This window comes from Corallococcus caeni, from assembly GCF_036245865.1.
Taxonomy (GTDB): domain Bacteria; phylum Myxococcota; class Myxococcia; order Myxococcales; family Myxococcaceae; genus Corallococcus; species Corallococcus caeni.
The window spans coordinates 420,542-445,215 of the sequence record NZ_BTTW01000008.1; the positions used below are offsets into that span (position 1 = coordinate 420,542).

Annotated in this window: 20 protein-coding genes; 9 read left to right on the top strand and 11 right to left on the bottom strand. The window is 71.6% G+C overall.

Annotated elements, in window-relative coordinates; translation table 11 throughout:
* Positions 1–16: 16 nt before the first annotated feature.
* The 8 genes from allB to AABA78_RS31025 form a co-directional block, all read right to left on the bottom strand.
* Positions 17–1,363, bottom strand: a complete 1,347-nt coding sequence (allB, locus tag AABA78_RS30990) for an allantoinase AllB (protein ID WP_338268686.1) — start codon at positions 1,361–1,363, stop codon at positions 17–19.
* Positions 1,360–2,802 (bottom strand): NAD(P)-binding domain-containing protein, encoded by a 1,443-nt coding sequence (locus AABA78_RS30995; RefSeq protein ID WP_338268688.1) that lies wholly within the window; start codon positions 2,800–2,802, stop codon positions 1,360–1,362. The genes allB and AABA78_RS30995 overlap by 4 nt, the downstream gene beginning before the upstream one ends.
* Before the next feature lie 78 nt (positions 2,803–2,880).
* Complete coding sequence (locus AABA78_RS31000) at positions 2,881–3,660, bottom strand: hypothetical protein (RefSeq protein WP_338268690.1); 780 nt, start codon at positions 3,658–3,660, stop codon at positions 2,881–2,883.
* Positions 3,657–4,787, bottom strand: coding sequence for a hypothetical protein (locus AABA78_RS31005; RefSeq protein WP_338268692.1), 1,131 nt, complete (start codon positions 4,785–4,787; stop codon positions 3,657–3,659). The genes AABA78_RS31000 and AABA78_RS31005 overlap by 4 nt, the downstream gene beginning before the upstream one ends.
* A 32-nt stretch (positions 4,788–4,819) precedes the next feature.
* Positions 4,820–5,920: a hypothetical protein gene (locus tag AABA78_RS31010; RefSeq protein WP_338268694.1), complete on the bottom strand. Its 1,101-nt coding sequence runs from the start codon at positions 5,918–5,920 to the stop codon at positions 4,820–4,822.
* Positions 5,917–7,164, bottom strand: coding sequence for a glycosyltransferase family 2 protein (locus AABA78_RS31015; protein WP_338268696.1), 1,248 nt, complete (start codon positions 7,162–7,164; stop codon positions 5,917–5,919). The genes AABA78_RS31010 and AABA78_RS31015 overlap by 4 nt, the downstream gene beginning before the upstream one ends.
* Positions 7,165–7,363: 199 nt before the next feature.
* A complete protein-coding gene (locus AABA78_RS31020) occupies positions 7,364–7,870 on the bottom strand; it encodes a hypothetical protein (protein WP_338268698.1) in 507 nt (168 codons plus the stop codon).
* A 66-nt stretch (positions 7,871–7,936) separates the two neighbouring features.
* Complete coding sequence (locus AABA78_RS31025) at positions 7,937–9,142, bottom strand: phosphatase domain-containing protein (protein ID WP_338268699.1); 1,206 nt, start codon at positions 9,140–9,142, stop codon at positions 7,937–7,939.
* Between the two features lie 104 nt (positions 9,143–9,246).
* On the opposite strand from AABA78_RS31025, the gene AABA78_RS31030 reads away from it, so the two are divergent.
* Positions 9,247–10,029, top strand: coding sequence for a 4'-phosphopantetheinyl transferase family protein (locus AABA78_RS31030; RefSeq protein WP_338268700.1), 783 nt, complete (start codon positions 9,247–9,249; stop codon positions 10,027–10,029).
* A gap of 14 nt (positions 10,030–10,043) precedes the next feature.
* Here the strand turns inward: AABA78_RS31030 and AABA78_RS31035 are convergent, their stop codons facing one another.
* Together AABA78_RS31035 and AABA78_RS31040 are read right to left on the bottom strand one after the other, a co-directional pair.
* On the bottom strand, positions 10,044–10,796 hold the full coding sequence (locus AABA78_RS31035; protein WP_338268701.1) for a hypothetical protein: 753 nt from the start codon (positions 10,794–10,796) through the stop codon (positions 10,044–10,046).
* 9 nt (positions 10,797–10,805) lie between these two features.
* Positions 10,806–11,579, bottom strand: a complete 774-nt coding sequence (locus AABA78_RS31040; RefSeq protein ID WP_338268703.1) for a thioesterase II family protein — start codon at positions 11,577–11,579, stop codon at positions 10,806–10,808.
* A 235-nt stretch (positions 11,580–11,814) separates the two neighbouring features.
* Between AABA78_RS31040 and cysD the strand changes: the two genes are divergently transcribed.
* The 8 genes from cysD (at position 11,815) to AABA78_RS31080 (ending at position 23,235) form a co-directional block, all read left to right on the top strand.
* On the top strand, positions 11,815–12,720 hold the full coding sequence (gene cysD / locus AABA78_RS31045) for a sulfate adenylyltransferase subunit CysD (RefSeq protein ID WP_120529214.1): 906 nt from the start codon (positions 11,815–11,817) through the stop codon (positions 12,718–12,720).
* Positions 12,720–13,985 (top strand): sulfate adenylyltransferase subunit 1, encoded by a 1,266-nt coding sequence (locus AABA78_RS31050; RefSeq protein ID WP_338268705.1) that lies wholly within the window; start codon positions 12,720–12,722, stop codon positions 13,983–13,985. The genes cysD and AABA78_RS31050 overlap by 1 nt, the downstream gene beginning before the upstream one ends.
* Positions 13,986–13,994: 9 nt before the next feature.
* Positions 13,995–14,555: an adenylyl-sulfate kinase gene (gene cysC, locus AABA78_RS31055; protein ID WP_120529218.1), complete on the top strand. Its 561-nt coding sequence runs from the start codon at positions 13,995–13,997 to the stop codon at positions 14,553–14,555.
* Positions 14,556–14,683: 128 nt separating this feature from the next.
* Positions 14,684–15,754: a 4-hydroxyphenylpyruvate dioxygenase gene (gene hppD, locus AABA78_RS31060; RefSeq protein WP_338268707.1), complete on the top strand. Its 1,071-nt coding sequence runs from the start codon at positions 14,684–14,686 to the stop codon at positions 15,752–15,754.
* Complete coding sequence (locus tag AABA78_RS31065) at positions 15,751–16,851, top strand: alpha-hydroxy acid oxidase (protein ID WP_338268709.1); 1,101 nt, start codon at positions 15,751–15,753, stop codon at positions 16,849–16,851. The genes hppD and AABA78_RS31065 overlap by 4 nt, the downstream gene beginning before the upstream one ends.
* Before the next feature lie 72 nt (positions 16,852–16,923).
* A complete protein-coding gene (locus tag AABA78_RS31070) occupies positions 16,924–18,711 on the top strand; it encodes an FHA domain-containing protein (protein WP_338268747.1) in 1,788 nt (595 codons plus the stop codon).
* Positions 18,712–18,719: 8 nt separating this feature from the next.
* Positions 18,720–22,811: a TOMM system kinase/cyclase fusion protein gene (locus AABA78_RS31075; protein WP_338268710.1), complete on the top strand. Its 4,092-nt coding sequence runs from the start codon at positions 18,720–18,722 to the stop codon at positions 22,809–22,811.
* Position 22,812: 1 nt separating this feature from the next.
* A complete protein-coding gene (locus tag AABA78_RS31080) occupies positions 22,813–23,235 on the top strand; it encodes a BMA_0021/BMA_0022 family TOMM bacteriocin (protein WP_338268712.1) in 423 nt (140 codons plus the stop codon).
* A 28-nt stretch (positions 23,236–23,263) separates the two neighbouring features.
* Here AABA78_RS31080 and AABA78_RS31085 read toward each other — a convergent pair whose 3' ends face one another.
* Complete coding sequence (locus tag AABA78_RS31085) at positions 23,264–24,667, bottom strand: SagB family peptide dehydrogenase (protein WP_338268713.1); 1,404 nt, start codon at positions 24,665–24,667, stop codon at positions 23,264–23,266.
* Positions 24,668–24,674: the final 7 nt, after the last annotated feature.

A 24,674-nucleotide genomic window follows, 5' to 3' on the forward strand; every position in this document is an offset into this window, starting at 1 on the left:
CCCGGACCGCCGGGGCCTATCCGCGCGGCAGCCACTGGCCGATGCGCGGGCCCGTCAGTCCCTCGGTGGCGTCGAAGATACGCTGGCCGCGCAGGTATGTCCTCAACACCCGGCCTTCCAGCTCCCGCCCCGCGTAGGGCGTCAGCCGGTGCTTGTGGCGGATGTCCTCCGGCGCCACCTTGAAGCGCGCCTCCGGGGCGAAGACGACGAAGTCCGCGTCCAGCCCCGGCCGGATGGCTCCTTTGCGCCCCGACAATCCGGCCAGCTTCGCGGTGCGGTGCGCCATGCGGTCCACCAGCGCGTCCAGGCCCAGGCCGTGCGCGCGCATGCCCGTCCACACGGCGGACACGCTGAGCTGCAGGCCGGCGATGCCGCCCCACGCGCCGGAGAAGTCCCCGGCCTCCAGCTTCTTGAGCGCGGGCGTGCAGGGCGAGTGGTCCGACACCACCAGGTCGATGAGGCCGCTCTTCACCGCGGCCCACAGCCGCTCGCGGTTCGCCGCCTCGCGGATGGGCGGGGCGCACTTGAAGTGCGTGGCGCCGGCCTCGATCTCCTCCGCGGTGAAGGTGAGGTAGTGCGGGCAGGTCTCCACCGTGAAGGGCAGGCCCTCCGCCTTCGCCTTCGCGATGTCGTCCAGCGCGTCCGCGGCGGACAGGTGGACGATGTGCACCGGGCCCCGGTGCTGGCGGCACAGGTCGATCATCATCCGGATGGCGTCCACCTCCCACGCGGCCGGACGGGACGCGAGGTAGCTGGCGTACGCGCGCACGTCGCCCGCGAAGGGCGGCTCGTGGTCCGTCAGCTCCGCGTGGACCAGCAGCGGCACGCCCGCCTTCGCGAGGATGGGCATGGCCTCATCCAGCACCTCGCGCGTGGCGGCGGGGAACTCGTCCACGCCCGAGTGCACGAGGAAGCACTTGAAGCCCGGCGCGCCCGCGTCGACCATCGCCTGGAGCTCGCCCGCGTTGCCGGGGATGACGCCGCCCCACAGGCCGTAGTCGATGGCGCACTGGCCCGACGCGGCCTCCGCCTTGGTGCGCAGCGCGGCCAGGGACGTGGTGGCCGGGATGGAGTTGAGCGGCATGTCCACCACGGTGGTGATGCCGCCCGCCGCCGCCGCCGCCGTCGCCGTGGCGAAGCCCTCCCAGTCCGTGCGGCCGGGCTCGTTGATGTGCGCGTGGCTGTCCACGATGCCGGGCAACAGCGCGTCGCGGCCCAGGTCCACCACGTCCGCGCCCTTCGGCACGTCCACCGTCGCGTGGATGCCTTCGATGCGCCCGTCGCGCACCACCACCGCCGCGGCGCGCGTGCCCTCGGGCGTCACCACGCGCTCACTGCGAAACACGGTTACAGATGCACTCACGTCTCGAACTCCGTCGTCGCGTAGTCCGCGAGCGCGCGGAAGTGGCGCTCGCTGTCATCCAGGTAGAGCTGCTTGGTGATGCCGCCCACCAGCCGGGGCAGGCTGTACTTCATTCCGGAGATGCTGGCGCCGCCGAAGCCCAGCGAGAGCAGGCACCCGAAGGTGTAGTTGAACACGCCGCCAATCCACCGCGCGCTCCCGGGCTGCTTCTCCTGGAACTCGAAGGAGGGGCCCAGGTACGGGTGGCGCAGCAGGTCCGCGTGCCGCTCGTTCTCCGGCGGGGTGAAGCGGTCCTTCCACAGCGCGATGTGCGGGTGCAGCTCCGCCAGCTCCGGCCGCAGCGACAGGTCCGTGGTGAATCCGGACGCGATGATGAGGAAGTCGAACGTGTGCGTCGCGTGCGGCGTGCGCACCACGGCCTGGCCGTCCTGCTGCTTCACCTCCACCCAGGGGCTCTCCGCGTGCAGGTGGAAGTGCGGGTGGCGGCGCGCGCGCTCGAAGGTGTCGCGCGGCGGCAGCTGGCCCATCTCGATGATCTGCCGGATGAAGCGCCAGCGCTGCGCGTCCGGCAGGTCGCCGTGGTGGCGCAGGAAGCCCGCGAACTCCGCCCAGCGGTAGGGGTTCACGTTGGGCAGCTTCTTGCGGCGGTAGAACAGGTCCACCTGGCCCGCGCCCGCCTCCAGCGCCACGGAGGCGTTGTCGAACGCGGAGGCCCCCGCACCCAGCACGCCGATGCGCTTGCCCTTGAGCGCGTCGAAGTCGATGGGGTCGTGCGTGTGCGCCCACAGCGCGCGCGGCAGGGGCTGCACCTCCGGCGGCGCGTCCCAGCGGCCGGAGCCGTCGATGCCGGTGGCCAGCACCACCTTGCGCGCGAGCAGGAACTCCGCCTCGCGGTTGTGCGCGGCGGGGACCTCGAAGCAGTCCAGGTCCGCGCGCCAGCGCAGCGCGCCCGCCTTGGTGCCGCACTTCACGGGGATGCCCAGCACGCGCCGGTACCAGAGGAGGTAGTCCGCCCACAGCTCCTTCGGAATGAGGGCCACCTGCTGGAAGCCCTCCGCGCCGTGCTGCGCCTCGTACCAGGCGCGGAAGGAGAGGTTGGGGATGTTGTAGTCCGGGCCGGTGAGGTACTTGGGCGTGCGCAGGGTGATCATCCGCGCGAACGTCTTCCAGGGCCCGTGGAAGCCGTCCTTGCCATCGTCCAGCACGAGCAGGTTCGTCACCCGCTCGCGCATCAGCCCGAACGCGGCGCCCAGCCCGCTCTGGCCTCCTCCAATGACGAGCACGTCCAGGATGGAGCGGCCGTCCGGTGTCGAGCGCGGCGGCACCCAGCTCCGGGCCGGGTAGGACAGGATGTCCAGGTCGCGCCGGAGGGCGTCTTCCAGCGCCTCCAGGCCCTGCGGGGGACGGTACGGCGAGGCCAGCGGATCGCGGTCGGGCATCGGGCCCGAAGCAACCCACGCCCGGATTCCCCATGCAAGGGGGGCCCGGCGGCAGGGGGCCGGTTCCGGACGGCCGCCTCAGCGGCGGGAGGTGGGCCCGGCCGCCTGGGGCACGAGCAGCTCGAAGCGCACGCGCGCGTTGTCCGTGCGCATCCCGGCGGGGCCCTCCAGCGTGAGCGCGTCGGCGGGCAAGCGTCCCTCCCAGACGCGCTGCCCGTCCGCGTACACGGTCAGCACGCCCGCGTCGATGCGGGCTCGCAGCACGTGGGGCTCCCCCGGGGAGAGCCGGTCCAGCGGCTCCATGAAGCGCGGCCGCACGGTGGTGTAGCCGGCGTTGCCGCACTCGGCGCTCTCGTGGTCGTCCGGGTTGCGCTTGAAGTTGACCACGATGCCCGCGGACGGAGCGATGCGCCACATGGCGTAGATGACGTTGCAGCCATCCCGGGCGCGCAGCTTGAGCCCCACCTGTTCGCGCTGCTGACCGGAGGCCAGCGGAATCACCGGGTCGGTGACGCCCAGCCAGGTGAAGCGCAGCTCCGCCTCGTCGCCCGTCGACTCCGGGACGACCGCGCGCTGGCGGGGCTCCTCGACGGCGAAGCGCGTCCCGTCCTGTGCCCCCTCCGCGAGGCTCACGAGCTGGCCTTCCGTGACGTGCAGCTGCCGCCGCGTGACGGGGGCCAGGACGCGCGGCGCTGGCGGGTCCGCGCGAAGCGCGCGCGTGCTGGAGGATGCAGGGGAGTCCATGGGCTTCCTCGCGCTGTTGCAGGCGCCGTGGCTCACGAGCAGGGCTCCTGCCCACAGCATCAACACGCTCGAAGTTCCGACCGCCACCCACCGCCGCTGTCGCGCGTCGCTCATGGGCCCGTGCTCCCCAGCATCGAGCGCAGCGTCTCCAGGTGCGCGCCCAGGTAGGCTTGCTCCGCCTGGAGCCGCGCCAGCTCCAGCAGCAGGTAGTCGCGGAAGCGGCGCACCTGCCGCGTCTGCAGTTGCTCCACCTCGCGCAGCTGGCCTTGCAGGTCCGACACCAGCGCGGACACCTCGCCCAGCCGCTGCTGTTCGCTCCGCTCGGTGATGCGCAGCTCGCCCAGCAGCTGGCGCACGCGCCGGGGCGCGCCGTCCACCGCGTCGCGCGTCTCCTGGCGGCGGCCCTCGCGCGCCTGGGCGTTGGCCCGGCCCTGCCAGAAGTGGCCCAGGTTGTAGCCCAGCGTGAGCTGCCCGAAGAGGGGCGTGCTCTGGTCCACGTCGAAGACCTCGTCGTAGCCGCCGCGCACGCTCAGGCGCCACGCGGCCGCCGTGCGCAGGCCGCCGGACAGCACCTCCACCTGATCATCCGCCGCCTCGAAGGCGCTGAGCAGCGCGCCCAGGGTCTGCCCTTCCGGCGGCGGGGGTTCGAGCGCCAGCTGCTCGCGGGCCTGGGCGGTGTCGCGCGCGAGCGAGCGCAGGTTGTCCAGCCGGACCTGCACCGCGTTGAGCTCCTCCAGCGTCGCGCCGCCGTCGCGCAGGTCGTCGCGCAGCGCCGCCACCAGCGCTTCAGCGCGGGGCAGGGAGGTGGCCAGCGCCCGGGCGCGTGCGTCCAGCGCCGCCGCCTCCCCCAGCCGCGAGCCGTGCTCCACGGCGCTCTGGAGCGCGGCGAGCGCCTGGTAGCGGCGGCACTCGGCCTCCGCGCGCGAGCGCAGTGTGTGGCCCCGGTAGAGGCCCACGAAGTCGTAGCCCAGCCCCGCGGTGACGCGCAGCTTGGGCGAGCCCAGGGGCGTTTCATCCGAGCCGCCCACCGCGTCGCCCGCGTTCACCGCGCCCACGCTGGCGAACACCTCCGGCGCCATCTCCAGCGCGGCCTCCGCGCGCGAGGTACCGCGCACGCGCTCGCAGTAGCCCTTCGCGAGGTCCGCCTGGGCCCGCACCGCCCCCGTCTCTTCCTCCGCCGGGGCCATGCCCGCCCACAACCCGAGCCCCAGCAGGGCTCCTCTCGCGAGGCTCGTCCGCATCCTCCGCTTCCTTTCCTTGTCCAAGACGGGGCTCACAGCATCAGTGGGGGATGGCCCAGGTGAAGCAGCGGCTCGCGCGCGCTCGGCGCGTCCCGAAGCTGGAGTTCCACCATCACGCCTCGCAAGTGGTACTGGCGGATGGGGTGCTGCTGGGAGATCTCCCCCTCCAGCACGGGCCCCACCACGCCCACCTCGCGGCACCAGAGGATCTTCAGCGCGCAGGTGTAGAGCGGGGTGCCAGCCCGGGCGTTGGGCAGGTTCTCGTAGGGCACGAAGGCCACCGTGAGGTTCTGCTCCAGCGCCTTCAGGTACGGCGAGCCGTGCACCGCCACGAGCAGCTGGTTGAAGCGGCGGATGCGGTCGTCCAGCGCGTGCACGTCCACCTCCAGGCTCTTGCGCTGCGCCTCCGCCCGGGCCATCGCCAGCACCGACTGCGTGTACTCACGCTCCAGGAGCAGCGTGTCCGTGGTCAGCCCCTCGGGGTTGTCGTCGCGGCCCAGGCCGTTCTCCGCGGCGGTGAGCCCCTCGCTCTCTCTCCGGAGCGTGTCCAAACGCATGTCCAGGTCCACCGTCTCCTGGGCCAGGGACAGGTTGCTCTGCGCCATCTGCGCCAGGTGGTGGTTGGTGGTGAGCACGTCCTCGCGCTCCATCAGCTTCGCGCCGTAGAGCGCGCTCGTGCGCGTGCGCGCCAGGCCGCTGTATGCGCGGTTGGACTCGGCGATCTCCCCGCCCGCGCGCATGTACTCCTGGCGCAGCGCGGACAGCCGCTTCGCCAGCCGGTCGCGGGAGCGCTTCTCGCCCTTCAGCGCCACGACGAAGCGCTGCTGGAAGGAGCGCTCCGTGGCCACGGTGCGCTCGGCCTCCTGGAGCCGGTCGGAGGCCTCGCGCCGCCTGGCCTGCAGCCCGTCCCGCTCCGACTCCTGCTGCGCCGCCTGCGCGTTGAGCGCCAGGACGTTGGGGTCGGTGGGCGACAGGATGGTGGGCATCACCCAGCTGCTGCTCGCCAGGAAGAAGCCCTGCACCGCGAGGAACGACAGCAGGCCCAGGAGGATCAGCGCCAGCAGCACCGACCCCATGAACTTGTAGGCGGACACCGCGACGGAGTTGAGCCGGTTGGCGACCTGCTGGTTCATGACGGGGTTCCCTCGCCTGCGGAGTTGGAGGTGAGCTGCACGGGGGCGGGGGAGGGGGCCTGGGCCGGCGTCGGGCTGCCGCGCGTCTCCCAGCTCCCGGAGTCGAGCGTCAGCAGGGCCAGCGGCGTGAAGAGCGCGTACGTCACCGGCATGAGCAGCGCCATGGGCAGGAAGCTCACCGCGGGCACGCGCCGGTCCTCGGGCAGGTAGCGCGTCTCCATCCGGTAGATGAAGCCCAGCAGGCCAATCACCAGGAAGTGGAACGCGAGGATGTCCCAGAACTCGCCGTTGAGCATGTTGTGGACGATGACCACCGGGTACGCGAGCAGCAGCGCCAGCTGCGACACGTAGTGCACGGTGATGACCGGGTGCAGCCGCCACGCGTGCGACAGGCCGCACAGGAGGTCCACCAGGTTGGAGCGCCGCCAGCGCAGCTGCTGGCTGAAGTAGCCCGCGAGCGTGGACGGCGCGGCGGTGAAGCAGTACGCGTCCAGCGTGTAGACCGTTTCATAGTCGTGCTTGACGATCTGCCGCGTGAGGAAGCGGTCCTCGCCGTACTTGATGGGGATGCCCGCGATGGCGCGCGCCTCCAGGATGGGCTCCAGCTCCAGCAGCACCGAGCGGCGGTACGCGGTGAGGCAGCCGGACAGGCACATCACCTGGCGGAACGAGCGCTCCAGGTCCTTCAGCCACTTCTGGGCGAAGTGGAACTTGATTTCGATCATCCGCGTCAGCCAGTTCTGGTGACGGTTGATGACGAAGGTGCGGCCGCCCACCGCGGCGACGTTCGGGTGCACGAAGCGGCGGATGAGCTGGCGCACGGCGCTCTTCTCCACCACCACGTCGGAGTCCACGGAGACGATGATCTCCGCGGTCTCCGCCGCGCGGACGCCCCGGTTGATGCCCTTGCGCTTGCCCATGTTCTCCGGGTTGCGCATCACCCGGACGTTGGGGTGCCCTTCCGCGGCCTTGGTGGCCCACGCGACGCTGTCGTCGCGCGAGCAGTCATCCACGACGATGATCTCCGTCAGCTCGCGCGGGTAGTCCTGCTCCAGCAGCGCCTTGACGGTGTGGAAGATGCCCTGGCCTTCGTTGAACAGCGGAATGACGATGGCGACCTTCGGGCGGTAGGTGTCATCCACCCGCTCGAACCGCCGCCCCTTCAGCCGCCTCAAGAAGGGGCCCAGGATGTAGCGGTTCATCAACACGACGATGAACAGCAAATGAATGGGAAACAGTTCCATCGGCCCCGCGCGCCCCTTCACGCCCCGGAAGGGCCCCGGGTACCTCCCGGAGCCCTTCCTTCCGTCCCCAAGACGGCCGCTCCACCCCTGTGAAGCGCACGGAAGGTTGGGGCGTCCCGCACGTCCCGCCAACTGCCCGGGACCGGTGGGCCGAGGGCTGTCAGGGAAGCTTCATCCGCGCCCGACCTGGCGGGGGACTTCAGGTGCCCAGCAGGGTGACGGTCACGTCGGCGGTGAAGGGCGCGTGATAGTCCGCGCAGTCCCTGCGGTAGCCAGCGGTGAAAGTCACTCCGACGCTGCCGTCCGCGGTGTCACGCCCGCCGGTGCCCCGGGTGATGTCCAGGTCGAAGGCGCAACCGAACTGATAGTCGTGCGGGGGGATGAGCAGGTGGCAGGTCCCCGGGTTCAAGGCGAAGGTGGACTTGCCCGTCATGGTCGCGGTCAGGTCGCAGTCAAAGGGGGAGAGCGAGACGCGCAGTTCATTCCGCGATCGCGCCTCCGAACTCAGCTCGAGCGTGGCCTTGTCGAAGTCGGGGACGTGGTTGCCCTGTGCGTTGGTGATCATCATCACCACGGGATGGGTGCCCGTGACGTTGGAGCGCGTGTCCTGGAGCTCCTCGGTGGGGGCGGCGGCCTCGTCATCCCCGCCGCATGCGGCGCAGAGGAGGGAGAGGGCGGCGGATGTCAGGGCAAGGCTGCGGCGCATGGGGAGCTCCTTCGCGGCACGGGGAACCGAGGACCGCGACTCGTGACGAGCCAGCGCTGGCGTTATTCAAACGACCCGCGCCCGAGGCAGCGCCGACGCCAGCGCCAGGTCCCGCGTCAGCTCCGCCTCGCGCGCCTGACGTTGAGCGGGGGAGGAGAAGGTGATGGCCGCCATCGACTCCGTCGCGGCGGCGGCGATGCGGTCCACGCCGTCCCGGGAGATGACGCCCGCGTGGAACGCGTCCACCGCCGCGCCCACGTACGTGTCGAAGAAGAAGACGTGCTTCGCGCGCCATTCGTCGCGCTTGGGCTGCGGCGTCGCCACCACGTCGTGGATGAACACGGCGCGCACCGCCTGGGGCAGGGCCTCGCGCATGCGGGCGCCAAACTCCACGTCGCCCTGGCCGCTGTCGCCCACGAAGACGAAGCCGTACTCGGGGAAGAGGCGGGCGTACTGTTCGAAGTTCTCGAACTTCTTCTGCGCGATGCGCGTGTTGCCCAGCAGGTAGAAGAAGCTGCCGGACAGCATCACCGCCAGCGGCACGCCGCGCTTGCTCAGCGAGTCCAGCGTCGCGTTCTCGATGAGGCCCAGCGGATCCTGCGGGCGGGCGCTCACGAAGACGAGGTCGCCCGCGCGGCCCGGGATGATGCCCGGGCCCCGGTCCAGCTCCTGGTAGAACGCGAGCACGCCCGGGTACACCGTCTTCTTCGGGTAGCGCGGGTCCACCCAGTTGGCGAAGAACGTGTCGTCGATGTCGCTCAGGACCTTGTTCTCCCCGCTGGGGAAGGCCTGGGCCTCGCGCTGGAAGTGGGCGAGCAGCTCCGCGCGCACCGCCACGTCGTCCACGTCGTCGAACACCAGCTTGTGCAGGTCGTGGTACTCGCCGCCTGCTTCCAGCAGGTTCTTGAACCCGGTCAGCTCCCGGCCCTTCAGCCCCAGGAACAGGTCGCGCAGCCTCGCTTCCGCCTGCGCGCGCGTGGCGCCCTTCTGGAGCGCGGTGGCCAGCGACGCGCGCACGGGCAGGGACAGCTCCGCCGCGCGGCGCTTGCACAGCAGGTCCAGGAGCGCCGTGTGATGGTCGGGGCCCACCAGCCGGTCGTCCAGGTCCGACAGCAGGCGCACCAGGTCCACGTTGGACAGCAGGAAGTTCAGCTCCTCGCCGGTGGCGCCCTCCAGCAGGTCCAGGATGCGGCGCTCGTCGTCGCGGTCCGTGTGGCCGGTCATGTCCCGGCGCAGCGCCTGGAGCTTCGTCGTCGCGGTGGACAGGTCCATGCGTGTCTCTCCCCCTTGCCGTTGGGCCGGGCAGCCTACGCGCCTGGTTCAAGGCCGGACCAGCCCCCGTGACAGGCGCGGCGGTTCCTGATTGCCTGCGTGACATGACGCCGTCCCCGCCCTCCACGCCCCTCGACCTGCGCCCCGACGAGGTCCACGTGTGGCTCGTCGAACCCGAGCGCATCGAAGACCCGCGCCTTCTGGAGGCCTACAAGGCCCTGCTGGACCCCGGCGAGCGCGAGCGGCAGCGCCGCTTCCACTTCGAGCGCCACCAGCGGCAGTACCTCGTGTCCCACGCGCTGGTGCGGCTGACGCTGTCGCGCTACGCGCCCGTCGCGCCGGAGGCCTGGCGCTTCGTCCCCAACGAGTACGGCCGTCCCGCCATCGTCGGTCCGGTGGGTCAGTGGCTGCGTTTCAACCTGAGCCACACCGACGGCATGGCGCTGGTCGCGGTGGGCCGGGACGTGGACCTGGGCGCGGACATCGAGGACGCGGAGCGGCCGGGCGAGACGGTGGAGATCGCCGACCACTACTTCGCCAAGACGGAGGTGCAGGCCCTGCGCTCGTTGCCGAAGGAGCACCAGCGGGCGCGCTTCTTCGAGTACTGGACCCTGAAGGAGGCCTACATCAAGGCGCGCGGCGCGGGCCTGTCCCTGCCGTTGGATCAATTCGCCTTCGACCTGGTGCCGGGCCAGATGCCCGGCATCGCCTTCGACCCGCGGATGAACGACCTGCCGGACGTGTGGCAGTTCATGCAGCACAAGCCGTCCGCGCGGCACCAGGCGGCGGTGGCCTTCCGCAGGCCCCGGGGCGGGGCGCTGTCCGTGCGCTGGCAGCACACCGTGCCGCTCGCGGGGGACATGGCCCCGGTCATCAAGACGGCCTGAACGGGCATTTGACGTCAGGAGGCGTGCGGGCCCTCCAGCGCCACCGTGCCTCCCGGAAGGGGACCTGGCGCGCGGTGCAGCTCCAGGACGATGTCCGGCGGGTAGGCCGCATCGAGCGCGCGCTGGTAGCGCAGGTGAAGCGCGTCGTAGTCGCCGCGCTTGAGACGCAGGACGGCCCAACCCGCCGCGACCGTTACCAACGCTCCGAGTCCGCCCAGGACGGGCCCGGCCAGGAAGCACACGGAAGCCATGACGGCGGCCGCTGATAGCACGGCGATGAGCCAGCCCCTGCGGAGCGCCTTCCCCAGCCGGCCGTACCTCGTCAGCTCTTCGGAGGAGAGGGCCCGCGATGCCTCCTCGTGGGCGCGCTGCTCCTCCTCGGGATCCTCTGTCTGGTTGAGGTGGACCCGGACGCGATACCAGGAGGGCTCGACGTGGAGCCGGTCTTCGGCGGACGTGATCTGCGGGCGCGGGTTGCGGAAGTCCTCGCACCCACCGGCCAGCGCGGTTCCCGAGCCGAGGTGGAGTCCCAGCTCGTTCCCGACCGTGTCGAACCGTTGCCCGGGCGCAGGGACGAACGGCTCATCGACGTGGATCTGGAGGATGTAGCTGCCGTCCGCGCTGGTGTCGATGACGAGCACCTCCCCACGCGCGGCGCTCGCCTCCAGCGCCTTTCCCCCGATGGAACGCTTCGTGGCGGGGAGGCCGGCGTCCCAGATTCCCACGCAAGCGATGTCCGTCCCCGCGTGGATGCGGTACCGGGCCATGAGCGCTCGCTACGTCGCGGCCGTCATCCAGCGCGTCAGGTCCTCGCGCACGGCCGCCAGCACCTGCGGCCCGTGCGAGCGGATGAAGAAGTGGCCGCCGTCGAAGTGCCGGATGCGCACGTCGGCCGTGGACTCCGCGCGCCAGTGCTCCATCAGGTCCAGCCCCACGTGCTTGTCCCCCTTGCCCGCGTACACGGACAGCGGGATGTCCAGCGGGGCTGGGTCCTTGCCGTTCTCCGACCAGGCCAGCCCGAAGTCCGCGCGCAGCGTGGGGAGGATGAGCTCCAGCAGCTCCTTGTGCTGGAGGACCTCCTCCGGCGTGCCGTCGTACTCGCGCAGCTTCTCGATGAAGCCCTTGTCATCCAGCGTGTGGATGGGCTCCCGCTCGTTGTGCGACGGCGGAGGCGCCGCCGCCGCGATGAAGCCCAGCGGCTTCGGGCCGCCCTGGCGCTTCAGCGTGCGGGCCACCTCCAGGCCGATGCGCGCCCCCATGCTGTAGCCGAACAGGGCGAAGGGCCGGTCCATCAGCGGCGTCAGCGCCGGCATCAGCACGTCCAGCAGCTCCGGCAGGGACTTGAGCGCGGGCTCCATCAGGCGCCGCTCGCGCCCGGGCAGCTGCACCGCGCACAGCTCCACCCCCGTGGGCAGCGCCATGCTCCAGGGCGTGTAGATGGCCGCGCTGCCGCCGGCGAACGGCAGACAGAACAGGCGCAAGCGCGGCTCCGGAAGCGGCTTGCGGGACGGGAACCAGCGATCGAGGACGGGAGAGGAGGCGCTTGCCATGGCGCGGCCGTCTATACCATGTGCCCCCCGCGGGGAACGTCCTCCCGCACGCCCGGTGAGGCTCCGGGACACGCACCCGGAGTGGGCCCGTGAAACATCCGTCCCAACAGGTCGGACGCCCATGTTTCACCGGCCCCCTCCCGCATGTCGCATCCGCGGTGTGTCACCGCCGGGGACCCGGAAACTTTCATGGCCACGGTTGGGCGCGGGGAGGGTTGTGGTAGCTTGCCTCGCCGTGAGCTACGAGCTTTCACATCTTGAGGCGCTGGAAGCCGAGTCCATCTTCATCATCCGGGAAGTCGCGGCGGAGCTGGATCGGCCGGTACTGCTCTTCTCGGGTGGCAAGGACTCCGCGGTGATGTTGCACCTGGCGGTCAAGGCCTTCTGGCCCGCGCCGCTGCCGTTTCCGCTGATGCACGTGGACACGGGGCACAACTTCCCGGAGGTCATCCAGTATCGCGACGAACGGGTGGCGGAGCTGGGGGCGCGGCTCATCGTCGCGTCCGTGCAGGAGGCCATCGACGCGGGGAAGGTGACGGAGGAGAAGGGTCCTCGCGCGTCCCGCAACCGCCTGCAGACGCAGCCCTTGCTGGAGGCCATCGAGAAGAACGGCTTCAACGCCGTCTTCGGCGGTGCCCGGCGCGACGAGGAGAAGGCCCGCGCGAAGGAGCGCGTGTATTCCTTCCGCGACGAGTTCGGCCAGTGGGACCCGAAGAACCAGCGGCCGGAGCTGTGGGCGCTCTACAACGGCCGCCACCGCCGGGGTGAGCACCTGCGCGTGTTCCCCTTGTCCAACTGGACCGAGCTGGACATCTGGCAGTACATCGGCCGGGAGAACGTGGCGCTGCCGTCCATCTACTACACGCACCGGCGCGAGGTGTTCCGCCGGGACGGGATGCTGATGGCCTGGTCGCCCTTCATGTCCATGATGCCCGGCGAGACGGTGACGACGGAGACGGTGCGCTTTCGCACCGTGGGCGACATGACGTGCACCGCGTGCGTGCCGTCCACCGCGTCCACCGTGGAGGAGGTCATCACGGAGGTGACGGCCTCCCGCGTGACGGAGCGTGGCGCCAGCCGCGCGGACGACAAGTTCTCTGAGACGGCGATGGAAGACCGCAAGCGCGAGGGATACTTCTAGTGGAACTGCTGAGATTCGCGACCGCGGGCTCCGTGGATGACGGCAAGAGCACCCTCATCGGGCGGCTGTTGTACGACACGAAGTCCATCCTCGAGGACCAGCTCGCCGCGGTGGAGCGCACGAGCCACGCCCGGGGCGACGAGTACGTCAACCTGGCGCTGCTGCTGGACGGCCTGAAGGCCGAGCGCGAGCAGGGAATCACCATCGACGTGGCGTACCGCTACTTCTCCACGGTGAAGCGCAAGTTCATCATCGCGGACACGCCCGGACACCTGCAGTACACGCGCAACATGGTGACGGGCGCGTCCACGGCGGACCTGGCGCTCATCCTGGTGGACGCGCGCAAGGGCGTGCTGGAGCAGACGCGCCGCCACGCGTTCATCGCGTCGCTGCTGCGGGTGCCGCACCTGGTGCTATGCGTGAACAAGATGGACCTGGTGGACTACGACCAGGGCGTCTTCGACCGCATCCGGGAGGAGTTCCGCCAGTTCTCCATGAAGCTGGACGTGACGGACCTGTCGTTCATCCCCATCTCCGCGCTGGGCGGGGACAACGTGGTGACGCGCTCGGAGAAGATGCCCTGGTACCAGGGCCCCACGCTCCTGCACCACCTGGAGAACGTGCACATCGCGTCCGACCGCGACCTCATCCACCTGCGCTTCCCCGTGCAGGGGGTCATCCGGCCGGCGTCCGCGAAGAAGTTCCACGACTACCGCGCGTACTCCGGGCAGCTTCTGGGCGGCGTGATGCGCCCGGGCGACGAGGTGATGGTGATGCCGTCCGGCTTCACCACGCGCATCAAGTCGCTGGAGCTCGCAGGCAAGCCGATGACGGAGGCGTTCCCGCCCATGTCGGTGAACGTGTCGCTGGAGGAGGAGCTGGACATCAGCCGCGGCGACATGCTGTGCCGGCCGGGCAACCCACCCACCGCGAGCCAGGACATCGACGCGATGGTGTGCTGGCTGTCGGACACGACGCAGCTCAACAGCGGCTCGCGGCTGGCCATCAAGCACACCACGCGCATGGCGCGCGCCATGGTGAAGCAGCTGCACTACCGGCTGGACGTCAACACGCTGCACCGTGACGACCAGAGCCCGGGCCTCAAGCTCAACGAGGTGGGCCGGGTGACGCTGCGCACGACGGTGCCGCTCTTCTTCGACGAGTACCGGCGCAACCGCAGCACCGGCAGCTTCATCCTCATCGACGAAGGCACCAACGCCACCGTGGGCGCGGGGATGATCAACGGCCCCGCCGTGGACAGGTAGGGAATGGCCATGCAACAGCGTCCGGGCTTCATCCTCTGGTTCACTGGCATGTCCGGCGCGGGCAAGAGCACGCTGTCCGCCGCGGTGGCGCGGCAGCTCTCGCCCGTGCAGCGCGTGGAGCTGCTCGACGGGGACGAGGTGCGCACGTACCTCTCCCGCGGCCTGGGCTTCAGCCGCGCGGACCGCGAGGAGAACGTCCGGCGCATCGGCTACGTGGCGCGCGTGCTGGCGAAGCACGAGGTGGGCGTCATCACCGCGGCCATCTCGCCGTACAAGAGCTCCCGGGACGAGGTGCGCGCCCTGGCCACCCAGGCCGGCATCCCGTTCCTGGAGGTCTACGTCCAGGCCAGCCTGGACGCGCTCATCGCCCGCGACGTGAAGGGGCTCTACAAGAAGGCCCTGGCCGGGGAGATCCCTCACTTCACCGGCGTGTCGGACCCGTACGAGCCGCCCGAGTCCCCTGAAATCACCGTCCGCTCCGACGCGGAGACGGTGGAGGCGGGCCTGGAGCGCATCCTCGACACGCTGCGGGACCGGGGGCTGCTGGCCCCCGCCGCGAGCGCCGCCTAGCCCGCCCCCCGGCCTGCCGGGACGCGGCGCCGGAAAACTCCAGAACGGATGAAGAAAGGGGGATCCCGCCGTCCCCTGAATCATTTATCATCCAAGGAGTTTTGACTTCACCGGAACGGGCCTAACTCATGTTTTTCGAGGATATCGAGTACGTCGAGCTGTGCGTCGCCGACGTCTCGAGCGCAGCGGGCTTCTACTCGGACCGCATGGGCTTCCGCCGCGTCGCGGAAGGGGGCCCGGAGACGGGGCTCGTGGGCCGGCGCTCCGTGTTGTTGCAGCAGGGCACGCTGCGGCTCTTGCTCACGCAGGGGCTCACCGCGGACGACGGGGCCTCTGGCTTCGTGGAGCGGCACGGCGACGGCGTGCGGGACATCGCGCTGCGCACGAGGGACGCGGTGGGCGCCTTCGGCCACGTCACCCAGCGCGGGGCCCGGCCGCTGCGCGAGCCGGTGAAGGCGTTGGACGGGGAGGGGCGGAGCATGCTCCAGGCCACCGTGGCGACGGTGGGGGACCTGGTGCACTCGTTCATCCAGTCCGACGCGGCGGTGGGCGCGTTCCTGCCGCCGGGCCTGGTGCCGTGCGAGGCCGAGGTGTCGCTGACGCCGCCGCCGTTCTCCGGGTTGGATCACCTGGCCATCTGCCTGGAGCCGGGCACGCTGGACGCGACGGTGCGCTTCTACCAGCACGCCTTCGGCTTCCATCAGTCCCATGAGGAGGTCGTCCACACGCGCCAGAGCGGGATGAACTCCAAGGTGGTGCAGAGCCCGTCCACGCGCATCATCCTGCCGCTCCAGGAGCCGCTGTCCGCGGAGAACCCCGGGCAGATTGGCGAGTTCCTGCGCCGCAACGGCGGCCCGGGCGTGCAGCACATCGCGCTGCTGACGGCGGACATCGTGGGGGCGGTGCGCGAGCTGCGGCGGCACACGCGGTTCCTGGAGATCCCGGCGCCGTACTACGAGCGGCTGGAAGCGCGGCTGGGGGCGCTGGACTTCGACCTGGCGCCCCTGCGCGAGCTGGGCATCCTGGTGGACCGCGACGCGTGGGGCACGCTGCTGCAGACGTTCACCCGCTCGGAGCACCCGAAGCAGACGCTCTTCTTCGAGGTCATCCAGCGCCAGGAGGCCCGGGGCTTCGGCGGCGCCAACATCCGCGCCCTCTTCGAGGCGGTGGAGCGCGACTACGCCCGGGCGCAGGCGTGACGGCCCCCGCCGCGCGCCCCCTCTGCCTGGACGCGTACGAACACCAGGCCCGCGCGCGGCTGCCCGCGGACGTCTTCGACTACGTGTTCGGCGGCAGCGACGACGAGTGCTCGCTGCGCGACAGCCGGCGGGCCTTCGACGCGTGGTGGCTGCGGCCTGGCGTGCTGGTGGACGTGGCCCGCTGCGACACCTCCGTGGAGCTCTTGGGCACGCGCCTTTCGCACCCGCTGGGCGTGGCGCCCATGGCGTACCAGGCCCTGGCGCATCCGGACGGCGAGGTGGCCACCGCGAGGGCGGCCGGGGCGCTGGGCGGGCTGATGGTGGTGAGCACCATGGCCAGCCGCACGCTGGAGGACGTGGCCGCCGCCGCGACGGGGCCGCTCTGGTTCCAGGTGTACTGCTTCCGCGAGCGCGCGGTGACGACGGCGCTCATCCGCCGCGCGGAGGCCGCGGGTTACCAGGCGCTGGTGCTCACGGTGGACGCGCCCCGGCTGGGCCGCCGCATGCGGGACCTGCGCAGCGGCTTCGGGCTGCCCGCCCACGTGCGCGCGGCCAACTTCGACGCGGGCGTGAACGCCGCGCTGGGGGCCCGCGCCTCCGGTGAGTCCGGCATCGCGTCGCACGCGTCGCGCGACTTCGACCCCTCGCTCACGTGGGAGGCGGTGGAGTGGGTGCGCTCGGTGTCGAAGCTGCCGGTGCTCCTCAAGGGCGTGCTGACGGCGGAGGACACGGCGCGCGCGGTGGCGGCGGGCGTGGACGGCGTCATCGTGTCCAACCACGGCGGCCGGCAGCTGGACGGGGCCATCCCCCCGCTGGAGGCGCTGCCGGAGGTGGTGGCCACGGCGAAGGGCCGCTGCGAGGTGCTGATGGACGGCGGCATCCGCCGGGGCACGGACGTGCTCAAGGCCCTGGCGCTGGGCGCGAAGGCGGTGCTGGTGGGCCGCCCGGTGTACTGGGGGCTGGCAACGGGCGGGGAGGAGGGCGTGGGCCACCTGCTGTCGCTGTTGCGCGAGGAGCTGGAGCTGGCGCTGGCGCTCGCGGGCCGGCCCTCGCTGCCGTCGCTGGACGCGTCGGTGCTGCGGCGCAGGACCTTCTGAGTCGGCCGGGGCGGTCCTCGCCCCGGCTTTTCGGCTAGGCTCCCACCCTGGAGGGGGTCTCAGGCCGTGCCGATGCTCGTCTACAACCCAGGGCAGCCGGATGAGCTGTCCTTCCCGCTGGGGGACGCGCCCATCACCATTGGCCGCGCGGATGACCAGGGCATCTGCATCCCCCACCGCAGCCTGTCGCGCCAGCACGCCCGCATCGAGCCGGCCGACGGGCGCTTCTTCGTCACCGACCTGCAGAGCAAGAACGGCACCTTCGTCAACGGCGTGCAGATCCGCCGCAAGGAGCTGCGCCCCGGCGACACGCTGACGCTGGGCGAGCTCGTCTTCCTGCTCACGCACGAACCCCCGCCTTCCACGGTCCCGGGCCAGGCCGGCGCGGCGGCCGGCGCGTCCGACGAGCCCCGTCCCCAGCTCACGCGCGCGCTCACCCGCGTGCCGCTGAAGACGCTGGTGCAGGCGGTGTCCGACCCGGAGCGCTCCGCGGCGGAGGCCGCCAGCGCGGCCACGCGCGCCCGGGAGCGGATGCGCATCCTCCAGGAGGTGGCGAAGCTGCTGTCCGTCACGGACGACCTGGAGGCGCTGCCCGGCAAGGTGCTGGACCTGGCGTTCCAGATCCTCCGCGTGGACCGGGGCGTCATCCTGCTCATGGACGAGGGCACCGGGAAGCTGGAGCCGCGCGTGACGAAGACGGCCGAGGGCGCGGCCGTGCGCGGGCCCATCTACAGCCAGAACATCGTGGACTTCGTGCTGCGCAAGAGCGTGGCGGCCCTCTTCTCCGACGCGGTGAACGACCCGCGCCTGGGCGCCGCGGAGTCCGTCATCTTCAGCTCGATCCGCGCCTCCATGTGCGTGCCGCTCAAGCCCCGCGACGAGGTGCTGGGCGTGCTGTACGTGGACAACGTCTCCACGCCCAAGAGCTTCTCCGAGGACGACCTGGACTTCCTCGTCGCGTTCGCGGGACAGGCGGCGCTCGCGCTGGAGAACGCCCGGCTCTACCGCCGCATCGAGCAGGAGACGGTGCAGCGCATGCAGCTCATCATGGACGCGAAGCTGGCCTCGCTCGCGGCCATGGTGGGCGGCATGGCGCACGAGCTGCGCAACCCGCTCAACTTCATCAGCAACTTCGCCGGCCTGTCCGTGGGCCTCACGGAGGACCTGGCCGCGGTGATGGAGCCGCAGCGCGACCGGCTGACGCCGGACTCCGTGCGCGACGTGGACGAGGCGCTCGCGTGCCTGCGCACCAACGTCCAGAAGATCAACGAGCACGGCCGCCGCGCGGACGCGCTCATCCAGGGCATGCTCCAGCACGCGCGCCGCTCGCCCGGCCCTCGCGAGCCGGTGGACTTCAACGCCCTGGTCGCGGAGAGCGTCGCGCTGGGACAGGGCGGCATGCGGGGCGAGCCCCTGACCGTCCACCTGGAGGCCGAGTACGATCCGGCCGCGGGCCGGCTGGAGCTCAGCCGCGCGGAGGTGGGCCGCGTCATCATCAACGTCGTGGACAACGCGCTCTACGCCATGCGTCAGAAGCGCCAGGCCCAGGGCGCCACGTACGTGCCGGTGCTCAAGGTTCGCACCCTCGCGCGTCAGGAGCACGTGGAGGTCCGGCTGCGCGACAACGGGCCGGGCATCCCCTTGGAGAGTGCGGCGAGAATCTTCGACCCCTTCTTCACCACGAAGCCACCGGGGCAGGGGACGGGGCTGGGGTTGTCACTCAGCCATGACATCATCGTGCAGGGCCACCAGGGCACCTTCCGCATGGAGACGGTGCCGGGTGAGTTCACGGAGTTCGTCATCACCCTGCCCAGGCGGGGGGGACGGTCATCAATGGAGCGAGGCTCGGGAACGCGATGAAGAACCCCATGGACCCCCAGCTGCTGGAAGCCTTCCAGGGCCGGTACGAGCTTTTGTCGGAGCTGGGCGAGGGCGGCTTCGGCCGCGTCTACAAGGCCCGCCAGGTGACCACCGGCCAGAACGTGGCGGTGAAGCTGCTCAGGCTGACGGACGGCGCGACGCCGGAGTCCGTGGAGCGCCGCAGCGCGCGCTTCGAGCGCGAGATGAAGCTGTGCGCGCAGATGCACCACCCGAACATCGTGCGGCTCATCGACTCCGGGAGGGCGCAGGGCGGCGCCGTCTACTCCATCTTCGAGTTCGTGCCGGGGAAGAACCTGGCGCAGGTGCTCGCGGAGGAGGGCGTGCTGGACCCCGTGGAGACGCGCCACCTGATGCTCCAGCTCTTGGACGCGCTGGCGTGCGCGCACGCGCAGAACGTGGTGCACCGCGACCTGAAGCCCGCGAACATCATGGTCGTGCCCACCGGCGCGCGGCGCAACGCGCTGGTGCTGGACTTCGGCATCGGGTCGGTGACGGACGAACTGACGCGCTCGGAGCCACAGCCGCGCATCACGTCCACCAATGAGTCGCTGGGCACGCCGTCGTACGCGGCGCCGGAGCAGCTGCGCGGGCAGGCGCCCACGCCGCGCTCGGACCTGTACGCGTGGGGGCTGGTGTTCCTGGAGTGCCTCACCGGCAAGCGCGTCTTCGAGGGCGCCACCGTCGCGGAGGTCATCTTCCAGCAGCTCTCCACGGAGCCGGTGCCCATCCCCCCGGTCATCGCCGCGCACCCGCTGGGCAAGCTGCTCCAGCGTGTCACCGCGAAGGACGCGTCCCAGCGCACGGTGTCCGCGGAGGTGCTGCTGCGCCAGCTGGAGGCGGTGGACGTGTCCAACCTGCCGCGCCGGCCCTCGCCCGTGCGCATCCAGCCCGCCGCCCCCAACGCGGAGACGGCGACGGTGGAGCTGTCCAGCCGCACGCCCAACGCGCTGTCCACGCGCGCGCGCCGGTGGGCGGAAGGGGAGCGCCGCCAGCTCACGGTGGTGTGCTGCACGCTGTCCGCCACGCAGACAGCGCCGGGGCCGGTGGACATCGAGGAGCTGGACCACGTGCTGGGCGCCCAGCAGGAGGTCTGCATCGAAATCGCCCGGCGCTACAACGGCCACATCGCCAGCGCGCTGGGCGACATCGTCCTCTTCTACTTCGGCTATCCGGCGGCGCGGGAGGACGACGCGCGCCGCGCGGCGCAGGCGGCGCTGGACATGGTGGCGGAGGTCCGGCGGCGCGGCCGCGCCATTGAAGCCGAGCGCGGCACGCGGGTGGAGATCCGCGTGGGCGTGCACACGGGCCTCGTGGTGTCGCGCGAGCAGCGGGACCCCACGCTCTCCGGCCTGGGCTTCGTGGTGGGCACCACGCCGAAGCTGGCCTTCCGGCTGTCCACCTCCGCGCCTTCGGGGGCCATCCTCGTCACGGGCGACACGCAGCAGCTGGTGCGCAAGCACTTCCCGCTGGAGCGCGTGCCCACGTCCCCGAACGAGCTGTTGCCCCCGGGCCTGGAGACGTTCGTGCTCCAGGGCGCGGACGCGATGTGGAGCGGCACCGACGAAGCGCTGACGCTGGTGGGCCGCGCGCGGGAGCTGGACCTGGTGCTGTCGCGCTGGGAGCAGGTGCGCGTGGGGCAGGGGCAGGCGGTGCTGATTTCCGGCGAGCCGGGCATCGGCAAGTCGCGCCTCACGCGCGAGCTGAGGGACCGGCTGGGCGCGGAGCCCCACACGTGGCTGGAGGCCCGCTGCACGCAGGACGGCGTGGGCCAGGCGTACATGCCCGTGGTGGACCTGTTCACGCGGATGCTGGACCCGAACCGCGACCTGTCGCCCGAAGGCCGGCTGACGGGCCTGGAGGCGCTGCTGTCCGGCTACAGCTTCGACCTGCCGGAGACGCTGCCGCTGTTCGCGGCGCTACTGTCCCTGCCGCTGCCGCCGGAGCGGTGGGCGCCGCTGGACGTGTCGCCCATGAAGCACCGGGAGCTCACGCGCAACGCGCTGCTGTCGCTCCTGGCCGCGATGGCGGAGCGCCAGCCCGTGGTGCTGGCGATGGAGGACCTGCACTGGGCGGACCCCTCCACGCTGGAGCTGCTCAAGGCGCTGGTGGAGGAGGTGTCCTCGTCGCGCCTGCTCGCGGTGTTCAGCGCGCGGCCGGAGTTCGAGCCGCCCTGGGCCTCGTCGTCGGTGACGCAGGTGCAGCTGGGGGCCCTGGCCCGCGCGGAGGTGGAGCGCCTGGCCACCGCCGCCGCCGGAGGCCCGCTGTCCGCGGAGGCGCTGGAGGAGATTGTCGCGCGCACGGACGGCATCCCGCTGTTCGTGGAGGAGCTGGTGCGCACGCTGCGCGAGTCCGGCGCGCTGGTGGAGCGCGAGGGCCGCTTCGCGCTGGAGGCGGGCAGGGCGGGCGTCGCGGTGCCGGGCACGCTGAGGGACCTGCTCGTCGCGCGCCTGGACCGGCTGGGCCGCAGCAAGGAGACCGCGCAGATCGCCTCCGTGCTGGGCCGCGAGCTGACGCACGAGCTCTTGCGCCACGTGAGCCCGCTGACGCCCGAAGCGCTGGAGGCGGACCTGGAGCGGCTGGTGGGCTCCGGGCTCCTGCACCGCAAGCGCAGGCCGAAGGGCCCCGTGTACCTCTTCAAGCACGCGCTGGTGCGGGACGCGGCCTACGACTCCATGCTCAAGCGGTACCGGCAGCAGGTGCACGCGAAGACGGCGGAGGCGCTCGAGGCGCACTTCCCGGAGCAGGTGGAGGCCCGGCCGGACCTGCTCGCGCACCACTGGGCTTCCGCGAACCTCAAGCGCAAGGCCATCGTCTACGCGCAGAAGGCCGCGTTCGCCGCGCTGGTGCGCTCCGCCTACCTGGAGGCCATCCTCTTCGCCCGGCTGGGCCTGTCGTGGCTGGACGCCATCGACGACCCGGTGGAGCGCGCGCAGCTGGAGCTGAGCCTCAACGGCGTGCTCGCGCCGGCGCTCATGTCCACGCAGGGCTGGCGCTCGCAGGAGCTGCGCACCGTGGCGGAGCGCTCGCTGGAGCTGCTCTTCACGGTGGGCGAGAGCCCCTACGCGGCTCCGACGCTGTGGGTCCTCTCCATCTTCTACCACCTGGGGGGTGACCAGCGCCGGGTGCGCGGGCTGCTGGACCGGCTGGTGGCGCTGGCGCAGCGCACCGGGGACGCGGGGCAGGAGGCGGTGGCGCTCACCATTCTCTCCAACATCGAGCTCTTGGAAGGCCGGCTGGGCGAGGCGAAGGCGAAGGCGGACCGCTGCCTGGCGCTGTTCGACCCGGTGGCGCACCGCATCCACCGCATCCTCTACGGGCAGGACACGCGCGTGGGTGGCGAGTCCGTGCTGTGCCGCGGGCTGTGGCTCCTGGGCTTCCCGGACCAGGCGAAGGCGCACGGCGAGGCCGCGGTGGCGTGGGGCCGCGAGCTCAACCACGGCACCAGCATCGGCCTGTCGTTCATCTACCTGCTGCTGATGGCGCAGGAGCACGGCGACCGCGCGGAGGCGCTCCAGCTCATCGCCCAGCACACGGAGCTGTCCCACCGCTACGGCCTGCTGGAGCAGTCCGCCTACGTGGGCATCCTGCGCGGGTGGGCGGCCAAGGACCTGGAGGCGATGCGGCGCGGCGTGGCGATGCGAGAGGCGTTCGGCACGGAGATGGACCAGCCGGCCTACTACGCCATGCTCGCGGAGCTGGAGCTGGAGCTGGGCCACGTGGAGGCGGCGCTCGCTTCGGTGGAGCACGGCCGGCAGCGCGCCCAGGCGCTGGGCGAGGCGTACCACGAGTCCAAGCTGCTGCGCGTCAAGGGGCAGGTGCTGCTGCAGCGGGATGGAAACACTGCACCCTCCGCGGAGGCGTGCTTCCGGCAGGCCGCGGACGTGGCACACGCCCAGGGGGCGCGGATGCGCGAGCTGCAGGCCGTCACGGCGCTGGCGCGGGTGCTCCAGGCTTCGGGACGACAGGAAGAAGCCCGGCAACGGCTGCAAACGGTCTACAGTACCTTCTCCGAAGGATGGGGAACGCCGCCCATCCAGGAGGCCGGCGCGCTGCTGGAAGCGCTGGGAGGAGAACGCTGACATGAGCAAGAAGAAGCCGGAGTCGAAGGCCGCGCCCGCGCCCGCACGGGCCCGCCCGGTGGCTCGCAAGCCCACGCGGAGCGCGGGGGCCCAGGGCGCCACGGTGAATGACTGGCAGGCCGTGTGGATGCGCGCCGTCGCGCTGGCGTGGAAGGAGCCGGAGTTCGAGGCGGCGCTCCAGAAGGACCCGCGTCAGGCCCTCAAGAAGCGCTTCGACTTCGACCTGCCGGCCAGCATCCACCTGAAGGTCGTCCCCTCCACCGTGAAGGACGCGGCGGCGGACAGCACCTGGAAGGTGAACAGCGCGGAGGTGGAGCTGCACCTGCCGAAGAAGCCGGCCGACGTGGCCGACCACGCCGTGGCCCTCTCCAGCCTCACCGACACCTACGGCCGCTCGCACTGCTGCGGCAGCCCCTGCTGCTGAAAGCCGCCGCGCGGGCGCGTCGCGGCCGTCAGGGGGCCGAGTCCGGAGGATCTCCCCCCGACACCGCGAAGGCGCCCACGGAGGCCTCGCCGAAGCCGTCCACGCCCGCCACGCGCTGGAAGAAGTCCGGGTCGCTCCGGCCCAGCGCGTAGGGCCTGAGGCCCAGCGCGGTGGACACCAGGTAGAGCGTCTGCACCAGCGCTCCGGTGTCCTGCAGCACCAGCGAGTACGCCAGCGTCTCGTACTTCCACGCGAGCCGGGGCACGCGCGCGGCCACCACCATCAGCACCTCGGGCCGCTCGAAGGGCTCCACCGGCGCGCGGGCCTCGTCCAGCAGCGCGTGGAACTCCGGCGTGGGGCCGCTCAGCTTCTCCAGCCGGTGGCCCAGCGGATCGTAGTGGTAGGCGCCCGGGGCCAGGCCCTGGCACTCGCCCACCATGGGGTACAGCTCCAGCGCGTACACCGCGCCCGCGCCGGGGTAGGGCCGGTCCGTGATGTCCCCGTCCTGTGTGGTGCGCACCTCGCGCACGCGCGCGGCGCGGTAGAGCAATTCACCCAGCTGCCGCACGGTGAGCGGGGCGGCGCCGCGGCCGCGCAGGCTGCGGCGGGCCTCCAGCACCTCCGTGAAGGTGCGGTCACCGCCCGCGCGCAGCGCCTCCATGTCCGGCCGGTACAGCTCCACCGCCTCCTGCGTCACCGACGGCTTGAGGGCGGGCGGGTTGGGCAGCTCTCCTCGGAAGCGGTAGGTGGCCCCCGCGCGCGTCTGGTGGCCCCAGCCCCGCGAGCGCAGGTGGAAGAGCAGGTCGTGCGGCTCCCACTGCTTCAGCGCCGTCTGCGTCTCCTCCGACGCCGGCACGTCCAGCCCGTTGGGGACCAGGATGCCCGTCTCCGCCAGCAGGCGCACCAGCTCCCGCAGCGTGAAGGACTCGATGCCGGTGTTGAACTGGTTGAGCCGCGCCAGCAGCGTGGGGCGGGCCATGTCGAAGAGCAGCGACACCACGCGCCGGTCATGCAGCGCCGCGGTGGCGTGCACCGTGGGGCAGTCCAGCACCGCGCGGCCCTCCGCCATGCGCGTGTGCGCGAAGCGCGACAGCTGCAGCGGCTGGGTGGCGTCGAACGTCGCGCGGTGGCGCAGGAAGGACGCGGAGGCCGGCGTGAGCGTCAGGAGCAGGTTGCCCCGCTCCTCCACCGTCCACGACAGCAGGCCGCCGTCGCCCGCCAGGTCCAGCCAGTACCACGCGAGCGTCGTGTCCGAGCCCGCGGCGGCCGGCACCTCCGCCTCGTGGATGCCTCCGTCCGCGAGCGACTCGAAGACCGCGCGCACACCCGGGGCCAGCGGGCCCAACCGCAGCGAGCGGCCAGGGCCCTCCACGCGCGCATCCTCCGCGTCGGGGCAACGCAGCGCCACACCTTCGGCGAGCGACAATCTCATTCGTGCG